The organism is Alistipes sp. ZOR0009 (genome assembly GCF_000798815.1).
In the GTDB taxonomy this organism is placed as follows: Bacteria; Bacteroidota; Bacteroidia; order Bacteroidales; family ZOR0009; genus Acetobacteroides.
Genome location: NZ_JTLD01000080.1, coordinates 8,537 through 25,495 on the forward strand (window position 1 = coordinate 8,537; position 16,959 = coordinate 25,495).

At 40.7% G+C, this 16,959-nt stretch carries 12 protein-coding genes; 1 reads left to right on the forward strand and 11 read right to left on the reverse strand.

The features are described 5' to 3' along the window. Window positions 1-437: 437 nt before the first annotated feature. From L990_RS16295 to L990_RS16320, 6 genes are all read right to left on the reverse strand, one after another. Window positions 438-1,460 (reverse strand): tetratricopeptide repeat protein, encoded by a 1,023-nt coding sequence (locus L990_RS16295; RefSeq protein WP_047451639.1) that lies wholly within the window; start codon window positions 1,458-1,460, stop codon window positions 438-440. A gap of 54 nt (window positions 1,461-1,514) precedes the next feature. Continuing rightward, window positions 1,515-2,330, reverse strand: coding sequence for a hypothetical protein (locus L990_RS16300; RefSeq protein ID WP_047451640.1), 816 nt, complete (start codon window positions 2,328-2,330; stop codon window positions 1,515-1,517). Window positions 2,331-2,478: 148 nt separating this feature from the next. Then, window positions 2,479-3,096 carry a hypothetical protein gene (locus tag L990_RS16305; protein ID WP_047451643.1) on the reverse strand — a complete coding sequence of 206 codons (618 nt, stop codon included), beginning with the start codon at window positions 3,094-3,096 and terminating at the stop codon, window positions 2,479-2,481. Between the two features lie 1,539 nt (window positions 3,097-4,635). After that, window positions 4,636-5,679: a hypothetical protein gene (locus L990_RS16310; protein ID WP_156121652.1), complete on the reverse strand. Its 1,044-nt coding sequence runs from the start codon at window positions 5,677-5,679 to the stop codon at window positions 4,636-4,638. Between the two features lie 229 nt (window positions 5,680-5,908). Then, window positions 5,909-6,661, reverse strand: coding sequence for a hypothetical protein (locus L990_RS16315; RefSeq protein WP_156121653.1), 753 nt, complete (start codon window positions 6,659-6,661; stop codon window positions 5,909-5,911). A 154-nt stretch (window positions 6,662-6,815) separates the two neighbouring features. Beyond that, window positions 6,816-7,274, reverse strand: coding sequence for a DUF2750 domain-containing protein (locus L990_RS16320; protein ID WP_047451649.1), 459 nt, complete (start codon window positions 7,272-7,274; stop codon window positions 6,816-6,818). Window positions 7,275-7,853: 579 nt separating this feature from the next. Between L990_RS16320 and L990_RS16325 the strand changes: the two genes are divergently transcribed. After that, a complete protein-coding gene (locus L990_RS16325) occupies window positions 7,854-8,732 on the forward strand; it encodes a radical SAM protein (RefSeq protein WP_047451653.1) in 879 nt (292 codons plus the stop codon). A 1,135-nt stretch (window positions 8,733-9,867) separates the two neighbouring features. Here L990_RS16325 and L990_RS16340 read toward each other — a convergent pair. The 5 genes from L990_RS16340 to L990_RS16375 all read right to left on the reverse strand — a co-directional run bounded on the left by L990_RS16340 (window position 9,868) and on the right by L990_RS16375 (window position 16,383). Further along, window positions 9,868-10,683 (reverse strand): hypothetical protein, encoded by an 816-nt coding sequence (locus L990_RS16340; protein ID WP_047451663.1) that lies wholly within the window; start codon window positions 10,681-10,683, stop codon window positions 9,868-9,870. 127 nt (window positions 10,684-10,810) lie between these two features. Beyond that, window positions 10,811-11,194, reverse strand: coding sequence for a hypothetical protein (locus L990_RS16345; protein WP_047451666.1), 384 nt, complete (start codon window positions 11,192-11,194; stop codon window positions 10,811-10,813). Between the two features lie 1,400 nt (window positions 11,195-12,594). Continuing rightward, window positions 12,595-14,088 carry a phage tail sheath family protein gene (locus L990_RS16360; RefSeq protein ID WP_047451671.1) on the reverse strand — a complete coding sequence of 498 codons (1,494 nt, stop codon included), beginning with the start codon at window positions 14,086-14,088 and terminating at the stop codon, window positions 12,595-12,597. Between the two features lie 437 nt (window positions 14,089-14,525). Continuing rightward, window positions 14,526-14,915 carry a hypothetical protein gene (locus L990_RS16365; protein ID WP_047451673.1) on the reverse strand — a complete coding sequence of 130 codons (390 nt, stop codon included), beginning with the start codon at window positions 14,913-14,915 and terminating at the stop codon, window positions 14,526-14,528. Between the two features lie 661 nt (window positions 14,916-15,576). Next, on the reverse strand, window positions 15,577-16,383 hold the full coding sequence (locus L990_RS16375; protein ID WP_197057316.1) for a DUF2971 domain-containing protein: 807 nt from the start codon (window positions 16,381-16,383) through the stop codon (window positions 15,577-15,579). Window positions 16,384-16,959 lie beyond the last annotated feature (576 nt).

The following is a 16,959-nucleotide window of genomic DNA, read 5'->3' on the forward strand; positions in this document are numbered from 1 at the left end:
CTGGTGCGGTAGCAGAACGATTAAGATTTGCTCATTTGGTAGTCAGGTGCCTCCCGAGTGTTGCTCAAACAGGTATTGAGATATGAGTATTGAGTACTGCGATTTGCGATGTGGGACTTTTTTTACTGATGGTTGATTTAAAGTTTTATATGGATATTTATGTCGCGGAATTTCTATTTGGGCTACTAATGCTATAGAAACGGATATTTCTCTAGCCGTAGTGAAGGTGGTGTTAGCCGCACCATCGCAGTTGAGGGTTGGCTTTGCAGGTGTCGCTGAACTTTGGTTCTGTTTGATATGGGTGGAGTAATTTCGAGATGGTGTAGTAGGCTACAGCCTACTTGGATAGACTCGGACGAGGCAGAGCCTCGTCCGAACGGAGAGGTTTTCCCCGTTAAGTTTTACAGGCGAGGGGTTACTCAATTATCGCCAGTTTTTTAATCATCAAATTGATTTCCATGTATTTTACAGTCGTATAGCATACATCCACAAGATATGGTCTTATATAATTCAGATGGTTTTATCTCTGGCGGATTAACTAATTTTTGTCCTAATTTCTTTATTGCTTCTATTTCACTATTTAACTTTTTTCCTTCAGTAGTTCTCTCTTCCTCTGAGTAATCTTCATATTCTTCATCTTCAATGTTATTCAACCTTGTTAGCCATGATTCTTTCTCTTGAATCGTTTTCTTTTCGATCTTACTATATTTTGAGTTGTTATACTTTAATAGCAAATAGCTAAACTCTGGGTATGACAGTAAATCAAAAGAGAAGGGGCTTTCCATTAGTAAGTCATAAGCCTGCTTCATGTCATTCTTTAAGTAGCACAGTTGGCTCAAGTCAGTACACGAAACCCAAGCTGTCGGGTGTTTATATGCTTCACTTAATTTAATCTCTTCTATAATCTTGGTTATGTCAGAATCTAGGCCAAGTTCTACGAGACATAGCGCTTTATTGAATTTTGATTCATTTTCTTTATCCATTATTGCAATAGCCCTTTCATATAAATGTATGGCTTTATGAGGATTTCCTAGATGGCTCTCACATACGGCTAAATTGTGAATAATTTCCACCATCTCCGTTTGGGACAAAGTCATTGCTTCTTGAAAGTACGACTTCGCTTTCTCATAGCTTCCTTTCATTAGATATGCATATCCAATCAAGTTGTATGGCATAAACGATTTTGGTTTTTTGTCTACAAATGGCTGTAATATTTCAATACCTAAATCGTAACCATACCAATCTGTAATTATTTGATATGCATAATTGTTTGAAGTCTTAATGGTTGGGTTAATTTCGTAAGCCTTCTCTAGTAATTCATCAACTTGGTTAAAGCTTTCTGCCTCACTGCAACTCGAGTAGCCTATTGCCAGCTTATTTATTAAATCCGTATCTGTTGGATTTTTAGAAAGGGTAATTTCAAGCTGCTTTATCTCTTCTATGCTATATTGTTGGTTCATATTTCAAAATTGGGGGTAACGTTTGGCTATATAGCGTGTTGGTATCCGTATTTATTAATTCCTTAATATCTTAAAATATTTCATGTTATACACAATTGTATCTCCAGCCTTTAGCTCCTTTCCGTTTAGAATGATATTATTGTAATGACAATCTTTGCAATCAATAACTTTGCATACTAGATTGTATCCACCTTTACGTTTATTTTTATTAGCTATTACACCTCTGATAATGCAATCAAAATCTTCACCACCTACACCATTTGAATATTGATGCAACGTTGTTCTGTCTGTTCCATCATATCTCCAAGACCCAGAATACGGAATCCTAATAGTATCACCTAACTTAATTCCCTTAAATGTATCTTTTATTTGTCTGTTTTTTGATTTATATACTTTATTAATGCTGTCAAGAACGGGTTTAGTTGGGGTGTTTACTTTAAAAGTTCTTTCGTAACAAATGTTGTTATTTTTAAAAAGTCCATTTTTTACAGCTTCAGAATGAAGGTTAGGTAAATTGTCAAATCTTTTCTTACGAAGTCTATCTACCTTCCTTAGGGTCATAAAGTCGTAAGTCGCATCGTACATCATTACCACTTCTACTGTATCACAATCTTTCTTCAATATAACTTCAGTCCACTCCATACCTACGTAGCAAAACAACAGTTTCTCAGTTTTTTGTGGAATACTAATTTTAAACCAACCATCTACATCTGTTTTTCCAAGGAGGCTGGTCTCTGAGTTTTTAATATCTAACATTGGTAGTGGTTCAAAATTCTCAGTAATCACCCTCCCATAAATAATTCGGTTTTGTCCATTGAGATTCAAACTTGAAGCTAGTATAGATATAATTATTATGGTAGCAATTCTCATGTTAGAGCGGTTTTTAATGTGGTTGTAATAGTTAGCAGTTTGGGCAACAAGTGCCTGCGGACTTCCGTTCTTTTAGCATGCGCTACGGCTGCTGCGGTGCAGTAAGTTTTCACATGCTACTTCACCTGCTTGTTGGCTATACCGTGTACTAGCGGGCGTTATTTCTCTTTTTAGTTATTTTATTGTTTGCATCGATATCAAGATAGCAATCCAATTCATAATTCTTTCTGTCATATTCCAAGTGTTTTACAATTGGACTTAAATTAAATACACTATCAAAGTAGGTATTACATAAAGGAGACTGTTCTGCTACAATTTTTATTTGTCGTATTAAAAATCCTTCATTTTCTATTTTTACAACTCTCCAATATGAGTTTCTATAAGTAAAGTCATCTCTATGACTTTGAAAGACTAACTTTTCATTTTCATTATTTATGTTTTTGTAAACGCCAACATCTATAAATTGCCTTTCATAATCGATTACCGTCCAAAATACAGAAACTATAAATACGAGAGTAAATAATATGCCCACTAATAGTAGCATCGGAAAATACTTATTATTTACTTTTCTTACCTTTATCTCAATAAGCCATATTACAATAATTAAAAGTAAAACGGTTATTATCCAAAGCGACAATGAACCATGAAGAAGTACTTCAAGAAAATCACTTCTAAATTCATACCTATTTCCATATACTGAATATGTATAGTTCCCTATTATTGAAAATAGTAACAGTATCAGAATTGCAATAGTAACTTTCTTCATTGTTCTTTTATTAATGCCGCTAACTCATTTATGTACACAACAAATCTGACTAATATCTCTTTTATATGGAGATATGTGTAACTCGGTGTGTTTATCCAATAGTGCTATAAACCAAAGCCTTCGAAGAGGGTGTGAACGAATTGCTACATAGTACTATGCTTATTTTAGGCGTACGTTATAAATAGGTTGGTAATATAGCATTTATTAGCTTTTGTTGTTTCATGCATATGATAAAAATGGGGGTGGAATAAAAAAGAGAGGAGGAGGGCTCTTTGCAAGGTGGGGCTTTGGTTAGCCGTATATGAGGAAGCATTGTTGGCTTAGTTCTTCTTGCTACTTTTTTGGCGCAAAAAAGGAATCGAAAAAATAGGACGGAAATTAACTCGCACCATCGGCTTATGGATGCTTGGTGGTTTGTGTTGCGGTGGTAGAACGATTAAGATTTGCTCATTTGGTAGTCTGGTGCCTCCCGAGTGTTACTAAAACAGGTATTGCGATATGAGATATGCGATATGAGTATTGAGTAGTGCGATTTGCGATATGCGATGTGGGACTTTTTTTACTGATGGTTGATCTAAAGTTTTATATGGATATTTATGTCGCGGAATTTCTATTTGGGATACTAATGCTGTAGAAACGGATAATTCTCTAGCAGTAATGAAGGTGGCGTTAGCCACACCATCTCCGTCGAAGGTTAGCTCCGCAAGCGTCGCTGAGCTTCGCTTCGCTACGGTTCTGTTTGAAGCGGGCGGAGCAACCACAACCTAGCGTAATGTGAATCCTGTCAGTGCGCGTGCTACGCCTTTTAGGTGGATTCGGCCCTACGCCGCAGCCTGCGAGTTAAGCCTCGATAGGATTTTCTTTGCTTCGTTTCTTTTTTCCTAAAAAGAAATGAAGAGAAAGAAACAATTTACAAGACAACAACCTACTATGCGCAACATAATTCTTGCCATTCCTTTTTTGGCGCAAAAAAGGAATCGAAAAAACATGGCAAGAATTAACTCGCACCGTCGGCTTATAGTTTCTTAAATCTTTGCATATCAATGGCAGAACGATTGACGTGTTCTCTATAGGTGATGACCGACCTTCCGAGCGTGCTCAAACAGAATTCTTGCCGTTGGTTGTGTGGCTGACGCCACGGGTGTTGACGGATGTGAGGTTTGGGGCTAGATTGGCCGTTGCTGCCGGATGAAGTTTGTTAAATAAAAAATGAAAAGAGGAAAATGGGAATGGGGATAGGGTCGCTATGGGATATGCGATGTGCGAAGTGAGGTTTTTGCCGAGACAATTTCTAACGTCTAGCATCTCTTTCGCTTCTAATGTTATCTCTTAGCCGATAAGGGAAGAGGGTATGGTATACGGTTCTGCGTCGTTGGCGTTTGTTGAGGTATGCTATAAGCATTGCCAAACGTTTCGGGTTGTGCCTAGAGGTGGTCTCCTCATAGTTTTTCCGCAAGCGTTAGTCCAGACTCCGCAATTTGCCATATTCGTTGCAGAACCGTATAGCTACGATTTAGCGGGTGTTGCCACTGCTAAACCTTACTTAAAAATCTCCTTGTACAATTTTTCGAGAGCGGCGCTATTGGCTTTGTTTACCTTTTGCATTTCCACCTTCATTTTAGCATCATTCTCCTTCCGGCTAGCCATCTCTTTGGGCCAGGTGCGACCGGGTTCTATATCGCGTAGAAAACGGGAGTTTACCATGTAGCTGAAATATACGTTTTGACCCGCTTTACCCACGTTTAGCGCATAGTCGAATGCGGTTAGCAGATCGTTGTAGCCGGTGGAGCCTGTGACGCTAAAGTCCGATTTTTGCAGGTTTTCGGCAACAACCTTTTCGTAGCTATGCCATACGTAGGTTTGCGCCCCACCATTAAACGAAAGCCTGTAGAATCCTTTCTTCCGGTTTAAGACGTCGCCAATGGCAAAGTTGTTGGGGTTTTGGTCGGTTGGAGCCGATAGCCTTGTGTCGTAGTTCGACTGGTTAACGCTGGCATAGTCGCCAAAGCTTACGCCGTCGTTCCAGAATCGGTACATCCGATCGAGCACAACCTCCGTTTGTGGGGCGACCTTTTCGATAAAGGAGACACCCAGAACATACTCCTCATGCGATCCCCAGGCTTTTGCTCCGCAATTTTGCAGCTCTTGGACGAAAAAGCATATCCACGAATTTTCGGTAAGCTTATACATCAAGCTGTTATAGGGTATTCGCGTATTTTTGAACATCTTCTTAATGGCTTTTTCCTCAAGCTGTACTAACCCTTTTTTGGCCGCAAGCTCCTTAACCTCATCTGGTCGGTAGCCTACCCAATCGCGTATCTCGGTAAGAATACACCTGTAGCTGGTTTTGGGGACATTACCCGGCGCATAGCAATAGTAGGTGCCGGGGCCATAATTCTTGCTCTTAAGGGTATAGCCCGGAACATCAGGCGCAAATCCGCAGGCAGGGATGGGGGCCAGATCGGGTTGAGGCTTATACAGCGTGAACGTGCTCTTGCCGTAGGTGACCTTCTTTTGAGCCTGTACGCCAACAAGCATTAAAATACAAATGGCCGTAAATGTAACTCTTAAATAGGTTGTCATCTGTTCTTTCTTCTTTTGAGGGTTTATTCTGTTTTGTATAATTAGCCTATTTGCTAGGATGATCTTGCCGTAGTTCGGCTCTGCGCCAATAAGGTGTCTCCCACGCCATATAGCGAAGGGACGGACGTTTGCAATTTTTGACCCGAAACATGCTGCTTCTTTTTATTCAACATCTGAGTTGGGTATGTCTTATTGTTTAATTGGCTGTAACATGGGGTGGCCGCTGTAATTATTCAAATTTTAGAGGTAATATCAATCCATATTTTTTGTCCAATATCTCACACCAACAAATTGGATAGTTATTCTGAATGCTACTAAAATCGTAGTTGATATATAATTTGCTGTCAATTATAAATTTAACGGGTATGTTGATGCCTATGTTTTTCAGTGTAAAGTAATCAATCTTTTTTACGTCTCCATTTTCTATCTTATTGCTTAGTTCGACCAGTATATTTTTGGAATCGGCTGTAAATAAGTTTTCAAGACTTTCAGAATCCATTCTTATATTTATTACTGTATCATTAACATATTCCATTTTAATTTTATTCTGTGCTGTCAATTTGAAATCGAAGATTCCTGCTGATTTTCGAACTGTTTTGTCTATTTCGAGTCTTTGTTTCTTTGTCAGCGAAGATTCCATTACTCGATTGTAACCGTCAATGAATGCATCTCTCTTTTCATCTATTATATCACCTGCACCAATATAGTAGGTGTCAAAGCCAAATTTGTGGTATATGCACTTTAAGCAGGTCGTCTCAAACATGTTAAGCGTTGTTAGGACTCTTTTTATACCTTTTCTTTTGTCATGTTTAGCTAAGTTATTGCCGAAAGATCTGGCTTCATTCTGAGTGTATTTTTTGTAATTAGTGATTGTTTTGTATGCTTCATCTACGGTCATGCCATTGTCTTTACCGCAATCTTTCTTTTGCGAGTATAAATCAGATACTAAAAGGCAAAATATGATAGCAAGTACTATTCTCATCTTTATTATAGTTGCCAACGGTTTGCGGATGAATGGCAGCCGCCTGCGGACTTTATCCATTTTATTTCATTAAGGGCTACTAAGGCTGGTGCGAACCTACTACGTTCTGCTTTGGCTACGGATTGGCGATGATGTAGGTTGCCGTGGGCTTACTCTATTCGTTTAAAATTTTCTTTACCTCATTTACTAGAACATCCATTTGGGGATAGTTTTGTAAGCTTAGCTTTTTTCCAAGAGCCTTAAGCTCTTCATCTAAATCGACAATTAGCTCTAACGGATCAATCTCATATCCAAACATATTTTGATCAAAGTTTGTCCCGACCATCAGGTTGTCGTTAGCCATGCCAATGCACCAGCTTTCGATAAACTCGTTTAACGGAATTTCGGTAGGCTCATATCCTTCCCACTCTTCCTTGGCACAGCCGCTTGCTAATGCTTTCTCCGACCAAAAACAGATTAGGCCTAGGGGCTCTTCATTTTCGTCCTCAAAATCGTTCGAGCTTGTGTTTGCAAATCCTTCTTCATTTTCAAGGCACCAGACAACTTCCGATTCACAAACTCGTTTAATAAATCCTTCGTGTCTTTGCTTTGTTACTATCGCATCTTGTAGCATTGTGCTATTTTTTAGTTTGCTATTAACGTTTGTCGGTTGGGCACTAAGTGCTTTTGTGCTTACTCACTATTGGCCTGCACTGCGGCTGCATTGGTGTCGTAAGCGTTTGCCTACCACTTAACCCGCTTGTTAGCTATGCAGGGGCTCCTTAACTGGTAAATATAGTTTTAAAGTTCTTTAAGAGCAAATGCTATAGTAGAAAGTTCAGTGGGTGGAAGCTGCTTATGCGTTCTTTGCTTCCAAAGGGCAAAGTCTTTACGGATGCTTTGAAAAAAGTGCCTACGAGTAAATATGTATGTGTCGTAGTGTGAGAGGTTTTTCTGTTAGAGTTAAATAGCAAGGGGGATTAGATTTGGGCTCTCTTTTTACAATGTTTTTGTAGCCAATTTTTATGAGCTAAGGTCTCTTAGGTTAGGTAGGGTTTATAGCTTGCGACAATTGGGGTATTGCATGTTGGTGGAGATGTTGGGGTGGGGCCCTGCGTTGGGCTACTGGAGGCCCGTAGCCTACCTATAGTGGGATCTTCCAGCTCGGGTCTTTCTTTAAAATGCTACCTTTGCGCCTTTCAACTTATCTGGTATGTATTTCCGTTACGATGAACCGCTTTTCCGTCCACCTGCCGAGGCTTACTCGGCCATAATCCAGGCCACCTTAGGCTGCTCGTGGAATCGCTGCGCCTTTTGCGATATGTACTCCTCCAAGAAGTTTAGGCCGCGTACCTTCGACGAGCTGAAACCCGAAATTGAGACGCTAGCGGCGATGTACCAGGGGGTAAAGAAGGTTTTTCTTGCCGATGGGAATGCCTTTGTGCTATCGGCCAATCGGCTACTACAGCTGCTGGAGGAGATCAATAGGTGCTTTGGGCGTGTTCAGCGGGTATCGTCGTACGCCTTACCTCGCGATATCCTAAGTAAAACGGACGATGAGCTCAAGAGCCTTCGAGCGAATGGCCTGAAGCTGCTGTACATCGGTGTCGAAACTGGCGATGATGAGCTTTTGAGGCTGATTGGTAAGGGTGAAACGGCTGACTCGACGGTTGAGGGGATTCTAAAGGCGCATAGCGCGGGTATCGAGACGTCTATAATGATAATTAACGGGCTTGGTGGGAAAAGGTATAGCCAGCAGCATGCGGTTAACTCGGCCAAGGTTATCAGCAGGGTAAACCCTAAGTTTCTCTCCACCTTAACGCTTAGCATGCCTTTGGGCGAGGACCATTTTAAGGAGAAGTTTCGGGGGGAGTTTATCCCGTTAACGGTTGTGGAGCTCTTTGAGGAGCTGCGAACCTTTATAAGCCTATCGGAGGTGGATGGCACCATTTACCGTAGCAACCACGTGTCGAATAACCTGAATCTTAGCGGAACGCTATCGAAGGATAAGGAGCAGCTGCTTGCGCAGCTTGACAGGGCAATTGCTTTGACTCCCCGAGGGATTTACCCTTCATCGCCATCGATGTTGTAGATGAGATATGAGTACTACGATTTGCGATATGAGATATGAGATATGCGATATGAGTAGTGAGATATGTGACTTTTCTGTTAAACCTAGGCGGTGCCTCTGTTTTTATTCTTAATGGTTTCCGATCGCACGGTGGTAGGCTAGAAGCCTTGGCTACTTAAACGTATCGAGGACGTTAAGTTTAGCAGTGGATGTGCGACTTTTTTGCTGATGTTTCTTTTCTTATAATGCTTCCTTGCCATTCCTTTTTTGGCGCAAAAAAGGAATCGAAAAAACATGGCGGAAATTAACTCGCACCATCGGCTTATAGATGCTTGTGGGGTTGTGGGGTGGCAGCAGAACGATTATAGTTTACTCGTTTGGTGAAGAGCTGCCTTCCGAGTGTTGCTCAGACAAATATTTTCGCCGTTGGATGTGTGGCTGACGCCACGGGTGTTGGCGGATGGGAGGGTGGTTTACTATTGTGACATTGCTGCCGGATGAAGGAAAGTGCTGCTTTTGGCGGATTTGTAGAGGGATAGGTACTTTGCGATATGAGTATTGAGTACTGCGATTTGCGATATGTGATATGCGACTTTTTTGCTGATGGTTATTTGCTTATAATGCTTCCTTGTATTCATATGCATATTCTAAAGCAGGAGGACTTCATGCTGGTATTAACTTTTACGTTACTTTTTTGGCGCAAAAAAATAACCAAAAAACATGGCGGAAATTAACTCGCACCATCGGCTTATAGTTGCTTGTGGGGTTGTGGGGTGGCAGCAGAACGATTATAGTTTACTCGTTTGGTGAAGAGCTGCCTTCCGAGTGTTGCTCAAACAAGAACCGTAGCACAGCGGAGCTCGGCGACCGTAAGGAGCCAATTTCCGCCGTTGATTGTGTGGCTGACGCCACGGGTGTTGGCGGATGGGATATTTGGGACTTTTATATGCGGCAGTGGCCGGAGGAGGTTTTTTATAAGAAAAGGGGGAAAATGATAGTGAGCAGGAGTGTTTAAGGGTGTGTATGCTTATGCGCTTGGTAATGAAGCAGGAATATAGCGCCTTTTTAGGGTATTATCTTGTTAAATAGCGGTCTTTGACCGCTATTTAACATCGTCAGCAGCTTATGCCGAGGAGAACCTTCGTTGAAGCGATGGTTAGCTGAGGCTTTCATTATTTGCAACTTGTGCAAAACCCTGCGGATTTTGATCGGTATCATTGGCTGGAATACCGAATATTTTAAATAGCAAAACAAGCGGCAAAAATGACAGTGCAAGCAACAGTACAAACACAACATCGAACAATATCCACAACGCAGAGCTCGTAATAGACATTGGATGTGATCCCTTATTGAGCACAATAGCATTCTTGCTAATATTGTAGCCATTATTTGTCAGCAACTTGTACGACTCATCACCAATAGTTGTGCCTGAGAATTTACCACTTATCTGAAATAACGAATCCTTAAAGTACTTATTGTTCTCGAGGTTGTGCTCGGTAATTTTGGTATCATGAATAATAACATGCGACACCAAATTTGAAGCTAATGCATTGGGACTATCATGAACTTGTTTTTCCGAATAAACAGGATAGTATATGCCCGAAAAAGTAGTATCGTTATTCTTAATTTTTGTTTCAACCAAATAGCAGTAGTTTTCGATACCAACAAATAGATCTGCGGGTAAATTTCCTAGTTTTTTCAGTAAAGAATCTGATTCATGTTGAGATGCTCTCTGCATAATTTTAAGTGGTTGTGCCTTATCAACAATAAAGTAAAGAGGTAACTTATTCAAGGGTGTCGTACAAATCTCTTCAATCGTTAACTTCTTCGGATTCTTAACTGAAACTCCAAACCAAAAGTCGGGTATAAAATTATTGAATAGTAGTCCAACAGCTATCATTCCAATAAAAGCCCGGCCAAGAAAACTTCTCTTTTTTAAAAAAAGCAAGATTGCTAAAATTGTTTTCTTCATGTTGTCAAATAATAAGTTTAAAATATTAGTTACTACAGTTCACCAAATCCAGCATTAGCATTCGGAGTTGGGCGAAGTCTGCTACTTCACCCGCTTGTTGGCTATATCGTATGTTGGCACCCGTAATTTATTTCCTCCACTTTTCAAATTCTAAATCTAAAATGAGTTTTAATTTGTCATAGTTCTCCCATGTATCTTTAATTGTAAAAAAGGCTTCTCCACTTACATCAAAGGTTTTTTCATAATCCTTAATGTAATGTCCTTTATCGAAATCAAAATAGACCATTGAGAAATTAAATCCTTCCTTATCTAGCATTTCACCAATTAATGTTCCGTCCCAATTCATGTAAATAGCACAAGGTGAAATCTTTCTTGTAGTTAGCTTCTCAATTTCAGATCCTGATTCTTTACTAAAAAAGCAACTCATAAGTCCGTTGTTAACAAGCCATGCCAAGAATAGACCTGTATGAATAAAAGCTTGCTCTTCATCAAGTCCAAATTTCTCAACCATTTCTGAATGAAATTTAGCTTTGTCAAATACGTATTTATTGTCTACTTCTTTTAGTTTTTTTTAAAGAGGTTCAAAAATCCCATCTGTTTTTCTTTAATATTATTGGTGCCAACACCTCAGTAATCGCAGCTAGCTGCGATTATATCCACTTTATACCGATCTTGGTTGTCGAAAAGTTGTCCGCATGTTTGCAGTAGGTAGACCTGTGTACTGCCAAGTATCCTTAGCAGGTTGTAATGAAGACATTGATTTCTACTATATAAGATTGGTAATGGTTACTCCTTGCCATGGTGCGTGCACGGCAAACTTTACTGCGGACAATTTAGTGTTTTTTCTTACTAATAGGATCTTTTTTGCAGTTGCTGCTGGGGCCTTTTTAATGAGAAATGAAAAGAGGGGATAGAGGTGCAGGGATTTGATATACTAATTACTTTTTTTTGGCAAAAAGTAGGGCGGGTATTATCTCGCACTGTTGGCTTATGGGTTCTCTATAGTTGATAGGCAATTTTCCAAAAGTTGTACATACAGATTCATATTTTCTGATAGCACTTTCTTGCCATTCCTTTTTTGGCGCAAAAAAGTAACCAAAAAACATGGCGGAAATTAACTCGCACCATCGGCTTATAGTTGCTTGTGGGGGTGTGGGGAGGCAGCAGAACGATTATAGTTTACTCGTTTGGTGAAGAGCTGCCTTCCGAGTGTTGCTCAAACATGTATTGCGATATGAGATATGAGATATGAGATATGAGATATGAGTATTGAGTAGTGCGATGTGCGATTTTTGCTGATGGTTGTTTTAAAGTTTTATATACAGCATTTGTGTCGCGCAATTTCTATTTGGGCTGCTAATGCAATAGAGGCAGATAGCTCTCTATCCGTAATGAAGGTGGAGTTTATCACACGATCCCTTCGAGGGTTGGCTCCGCAAGCGTCGCTGAGCTTCGCTTCGCTACGGTTCTGTTTGATACGGGTGGAGGAATCTCAAGATGGTGTAGTAGGCGAGAGCCTACTTGGATAAACACGAACGAGGCGTGCATCCTCGTCCGAACGGAGAGCAATCTTAAGATGGTATAGCCGGTTGTAAACTAACAGGATAGACTCGAACGAGGGGGCATCAAAGGTTTATAGAAAAGTGTTGTTGTAGAGGCACGACCCTAGAAGGGGCGAACATCGTACTAATATCCCTTGGCTTGACGGTTATGGGCTCTGCCTCGTTCGAACGGGGAATGGCTTGCGCCAGCTTAGAACATGGTGTTCTCAATTCTAATATGAAAAGAAGGGTGGTAAGCCCTTCCTTTAGATTCGTTTATCTTCATCTTGCTCCGTTTAGCGTCTACATCTGCTAACGTTGAGGTTAAGCGCAAATCCACTGATCCCCTTTATAATAAGCGTATAGCACCCTAGGATTTCTGCATTTGCTGCTCGAAGGTGATCTCGAAGAACTCGGTAGGACGGGTGACCGCTACGAGCACCGTTACCCGTAAGATGCCTTCGAGGATGTCTTCGGGAGTCATTGTTTCACCCAGACCCACATGGACGCTAAAGGCGTCGTCGGGAGTTGAACCGGCTAGCCCCCCTCTCTTCCAGATGCTTGTAAGGAAGCTGGAGATCATGCTTTTGACCGTAACCCAGGTGTTGGCAGTGTTGGGCTCAAAGACGTAGGCCTTGCAGGCTGTTTTTATCGACTCTTCAAGCATAATCATGGTGCGGCGAACGTTGATGTAACGCCAGTCGAGCGAGTTGCCGTCGAGCGTACGAGCGCCCCATACAAGGGTGCCTTCGCCTGTAAAGGTACGGATAGCGTTGACTGACTTGCCGCTAAGCGAAACGTTTAGCTCTTCCTGCTCTTCGTTGGTGATGTTGACGGTGGGCGCGGTCACTGCGCTGATGCTTACGTTTGCCGGGGCCTTCCAAACGCCTCTTGTAGTATCGACCATCGAGTAAATACCGGCCATTGCAGCACCTGGGGGCATCAGGTTCTGCTTTCGTTTCATGGCGCCAACCATCGTGTTGAATGTGGGGCTTATGGTTGCTAGGGCCTTATTTAGCTGGATTTTCTCAGCTGTTGGAAGGTCGTCCTTCCCAATCTGGTTAATTTTAGCCTTAATGTCTGCTTTTTTGGCTTCATCCATTCCCTTTCCTTCAGGAATTAGCTCGGCAGCAAGAATACGCTGGAGCACATCCTTACTGGCAATGTTAAGGTAGCTCAAATCTCTATCCTGTACTATAGAGCAGTTGACCCAAGGATAGTAGGCGGCTCCCCAATCGAGGAAGTTTATCCCAATTTTATCCCTGAAATCAAGCACCCTATCACCCGATGGATCTACCCGGCTTTTATAGCCCTCGTAGATGTCGAGGATGGCAAAGCGGTTTTTCATTTTACTGCCGCAGTGGCAGAGCATTGCCTTCTGTACGTTGGCGCAGCTATCGGCATCGGACAGCAGCACTGTTTCGGGAATTACCAGCAGAGTGGGCTCCTGCTCGTGGGCTAGCGCTTCAATACCGGCAATCAGCCGATCGGCCTTAATGGCGGTTTGGTAGTCGCCCACAGAAACAACATAGCAAGGCCCCCCGCCGTTGGCGTAGAACATCATCATGCTATGGTAAAGAAGGTATTTGCCTGATTCCTGCTGCAATCCGTAGCCTTTACCGTTTAGAACAAAATCGGGTGATTCGGGTGATTCAAGTATTGAAAACGACGAAGCGGGAGCGGCACCAAAGTAGGTTTGGAATTCGGCCATTGAGGTAACCCTCCGTGGCCTGTTTAGCAACGGCTTGTCTCCGTTGATTGCCATCTCGGTATGGCCAATAAAAGCGGGGATGGCGGTAGCCACTTCGATAGCTGAGTTGGGGAAGGCATTTTTTTCTTGGATGTAAACACCGGGAGTTTTCATTTTGCTTGTAGATTTAATATTTGTAGAGGTCTGTATTTTTTTGTGCGGTAATTTTGTCGTTAAGGCTGCCTTACTCTAAGGTATGGCTATCGGTTAGGGGTTATTCTTTTGGTCTTTCCGGTTGTTTCGCTTAAACCACCCGCTGATGGTTGTATGGTTAACGCGGTGGCTATTTCCAAACTGCTTTTTCTAGCTTTTTCCCGTACTAGGTTTGGCTACTATTTTGAGTATAAAGTTTTCGCTGTACCTTTTAATAATAAAAACCTATGAGCAAACCCGTACGTACAGTGGTGTGAGAGGTTCTCCCCGTCAGTGCTTGCTGGCGGGGCTGGCTAGTTGATTGGCAGCCATTTTTATTTCGAGAAAATTGTTCGGTTTTTGTTTTTTATAGATCAAGTTCAATAGTTTGAAATTATACCATTTTAAAATTTAGAAATCTAATATACACCTTCTTTTTCTCTTATCGTGCCATCGAATAACCCTGTATCATTCTTTTGTATAAGAATCTTGTTGAAATTGGGTTTTCCCACTTGTATTTGGCCATTAGAAAAAACATAGAGAAAAACATTCTTGAGAGTTTTTTTCCAAACTTCTTTACCAGACATATCCACAATAGTCACTTTCACTTTGTATATATCTGAAAAGAAGTAATCTGGCGATATGGATTTCAGAGTTATTTTAACATATTCGTATTCTTTTCCCTCAATATCCATTTTTGATACATTGCGCATAATTTCAGTATCAGTCAATGGCTTGGCTGTTTCTTGAGAAAAAATATTTGTAGTCAAGTTAAAAAACAGAAGGATCAGTAAAATTCTTAGTTTCATAAAAAAAGATTTTGTTGTCAACGTTTCTATTTTCGTTTCAATTACAAATTGATACTTTATCGTTCGTGTTAGAGTTGCTTGTTAAGGGATTATCCCTAAAATGGCAGTTAACCGTTGAGTGTATGAGTAGTGGCGAATTTCGGAACTATTCATTATCAAACCGAGACAATGTTGAAGCGAGCTACAAGCCTTGAAAATAATACAATCCCAGCCAATACTTATACACATTGTGTGTGCCTTCAATTGTAAATATAGATTTAATGTTGTTTAAGACCAAAAGGTTTTGAAGAAAAGTACAGAGGGTGAAAGTCTCTTATGCGAGGGGGCGTGCCCGAATGGAGAAACCCTTGCGACCGCGGGGAGCAGTAAGTCTTAGCTGAAAAGGAAGAACCTCTTCCTGCAGGGTGTAGTGCTAGGCATGGCCTACCAGTGGAGTAGAACGCGAATGGGTGGCTGGGCGGTTGCCCAAAGCCCTATCTTAGGTACGATAATTACCTTAGAACGCTTACGTAAAAGGGGGGAGGCTATGCTTACGCACTACGAAAAGGTTGCTCCTCATCTTAACGAACCGCTGTATACGCGACTCTTACGTACAGTGGTGTGAGAGGTTCTCCCCGTCAGTGCTTACTGGCGGGGCTGCCTACTCGATTATGGGCAGTTTTTAATATCTTGTTATTCTATGTAAATTTAATTCATTCAGATATTTTGAATGATTATTTGGGTCATAATCAACTATGTCTAATTTATAGTCTGTAGCACTAATGAATGATTCCTTTAATGGTATACTTAATTTAGAGCAGTATTTATATATTTCCTTTTTTACTGACTTTTCAACTTGGCACCCCATAGTGACTGATTTTATAATATTATAGTCGATTTTCAAAAAGGACATTTGCAAACCGTTAACCTGCTTCATTTCAGTCCAATCCAAAGGTAGTATTAATCTATACTCATCTTCATATTCCCATTCTTTGGATTTAACTAGCCAAGACTCAGTATCTTTGATTAAATCACGGGTATCAAAAATCAAAGGTCTTTTTTCTGTATACTTTACTTTTTTTAAAACACCTACATTTGCATAAATATCTTTATAGTCATAACCATTTATCTCTTCAAAAAATGGTGATTCACGATCGTTATATTGACCATTAAAAAAACGTGAATTTGCATCAAATTCTACACATATTCCTTCATGGTTATTGCCATAATGAGACCACATTAGCAAGTTATCTACTTTTGAGGTAAAACAAATAACTCCAAGACTTGCTCTCACTCCAGCCATTGTATCAATGTAATTGTAATTGTAAGATTCCCATTCATTTGGGTAGTTTTCTAATCTATAATTTATGTATTCTTGATCTAATGTTAATAATTCATATCCAGGAATCATTTCAAAAGGGTCATTAAACTCACCGAATCTCGATAATTTCAAAAGAAATCCTTCAAAAAATTCCTTTCTGAACTTCATATACTTAAAAATGGAATTCATAATAAATTATCTATACTCTTAATTGCGTACAACATTTCTGTAATCGCTGCTAGCTGCGATTATTTCCGCATTACCTGCAGCTCCCACTAGGTAGGACACTGCTTCGAAGGTAGCCAAAATCTGGCAACGTTAAACAGTGTTATGTGTTTTTTTGTGTAGTCAATGTGCCCTTTAGGTGTCGTGTACTTAAACGTTTGGAAAATGGTAGTCTATCTGCTGGGAGTAGAACCAGAAATGGCGTACGTGTGGTGTCCTACCCGAACCGAGCACATGCCCCCCAAAAAAAGTATACTTTGTGAATAATGGGTGGTTGCTGATTGTTTTGCTGGATAGATATTTCTTGTTGCTACTTTTTTGGCGCAAAAAATAGGAGGGGGAACTCGTACTGTTGGTTTATGGGTTCTTGAGGCTTTAGGGGAGGATGGTAGAGCTATTTAGACTTTAGCGAACTCCTGTTATTCATATGTATATGCTAATGTAGGCGGACTTCATGCTGGTATTAACTTTTACGTTACTTTTTTGGCGCAAAAAAGTAACCAAAAAACATGGCGGAAA

Excerpts from the sequence above, each read along its gene's own strand:
- L990_RS16315 (WP_156121653.1), bottom strand. The coding sequence starts at position 6,661 with ATGAGAATAGTACTTGCTATCATATTTTGCCTTTTAGTATCTGATTTA.
- L990_RS16305 (WP_047451643.1), bottom strand. The coding sequence starts at position 3,096 with ATGAAGAAAGTTACTATTGCAATTCTGATACTGTTACTATTTTCAATA.
- L990_RS16310 (WP_156121652.1), bottom strand. The coding sequence starts at position 5,679 with ATGACAACCTATTTAAGAGTTACATTTACGGCCATTTGTATTTTAATG.
- L990_RS16320 (WP_047451649.1), bottom strand. The coding sequence starts at position 7,274 with ATGCTACAAGATGCGATAGTAACAAAGCAAAGACACGAAGGATTTATT.
- L990_RS16340 (WP_047451663.1), bottom strand. The coding sequence starts at position 10,683 with ATGAAGAAAACAATTTTAGCAATCTTGCTTTTTTTAAAAAAGAGAAGT.
- L990_RS16300 (WP_047451640.1), bottom strand. The coding sequence starts at position 2,330 with ATGAGAATTGCTACCATAATAATTATATCTATACTAGCTTCAAGTTTG.
- L990_RS16345 (WP_047451666.1), bottom strand. The coding sequence starts at position 11,194 with ATGGTTGAGAAATTTGGACTTGATGAAGAGCAAGCTTTTATTCATACA.
- L990_RS16365 (WP_047451673.1), bottom strand. The coding sequence starts at position 14,915 with ATGAAACTAAGAATTTTACTGATCCTTCTGTTTTTTAACTTGACTACA.
- L990_RS16375 (WP_197057316.1), bottom strand. The coding sequence starts at position 16,383 with ATGAAGTTCAGAAAGGAATTTTTTGAAGGATTTCTTTTGAAATTATCG.
- L990_RS16325 (WP_047451653.1), top strand. The coding sequence starts at position 7,854 with ATGTATTTCCGTTACGATGAACCGCTTTTCCGTCCACCTGCCGAGGCT.
- L990_RS16360 (WP_047451671.1), bottom strand. The coding sequence starts at position 14,088 with ATGAAAACTCCCGGTGTTTACATCCAAGAAAAAAATGCCTTCCCCAAC.
- L990_RS16295 (WP_047451639.1), bottom strand. The coding sequence starts at position 1,460 with ATGAACCAACAATATAGCATAGAAGAGATAAAGCAGCTTGAAATTACC.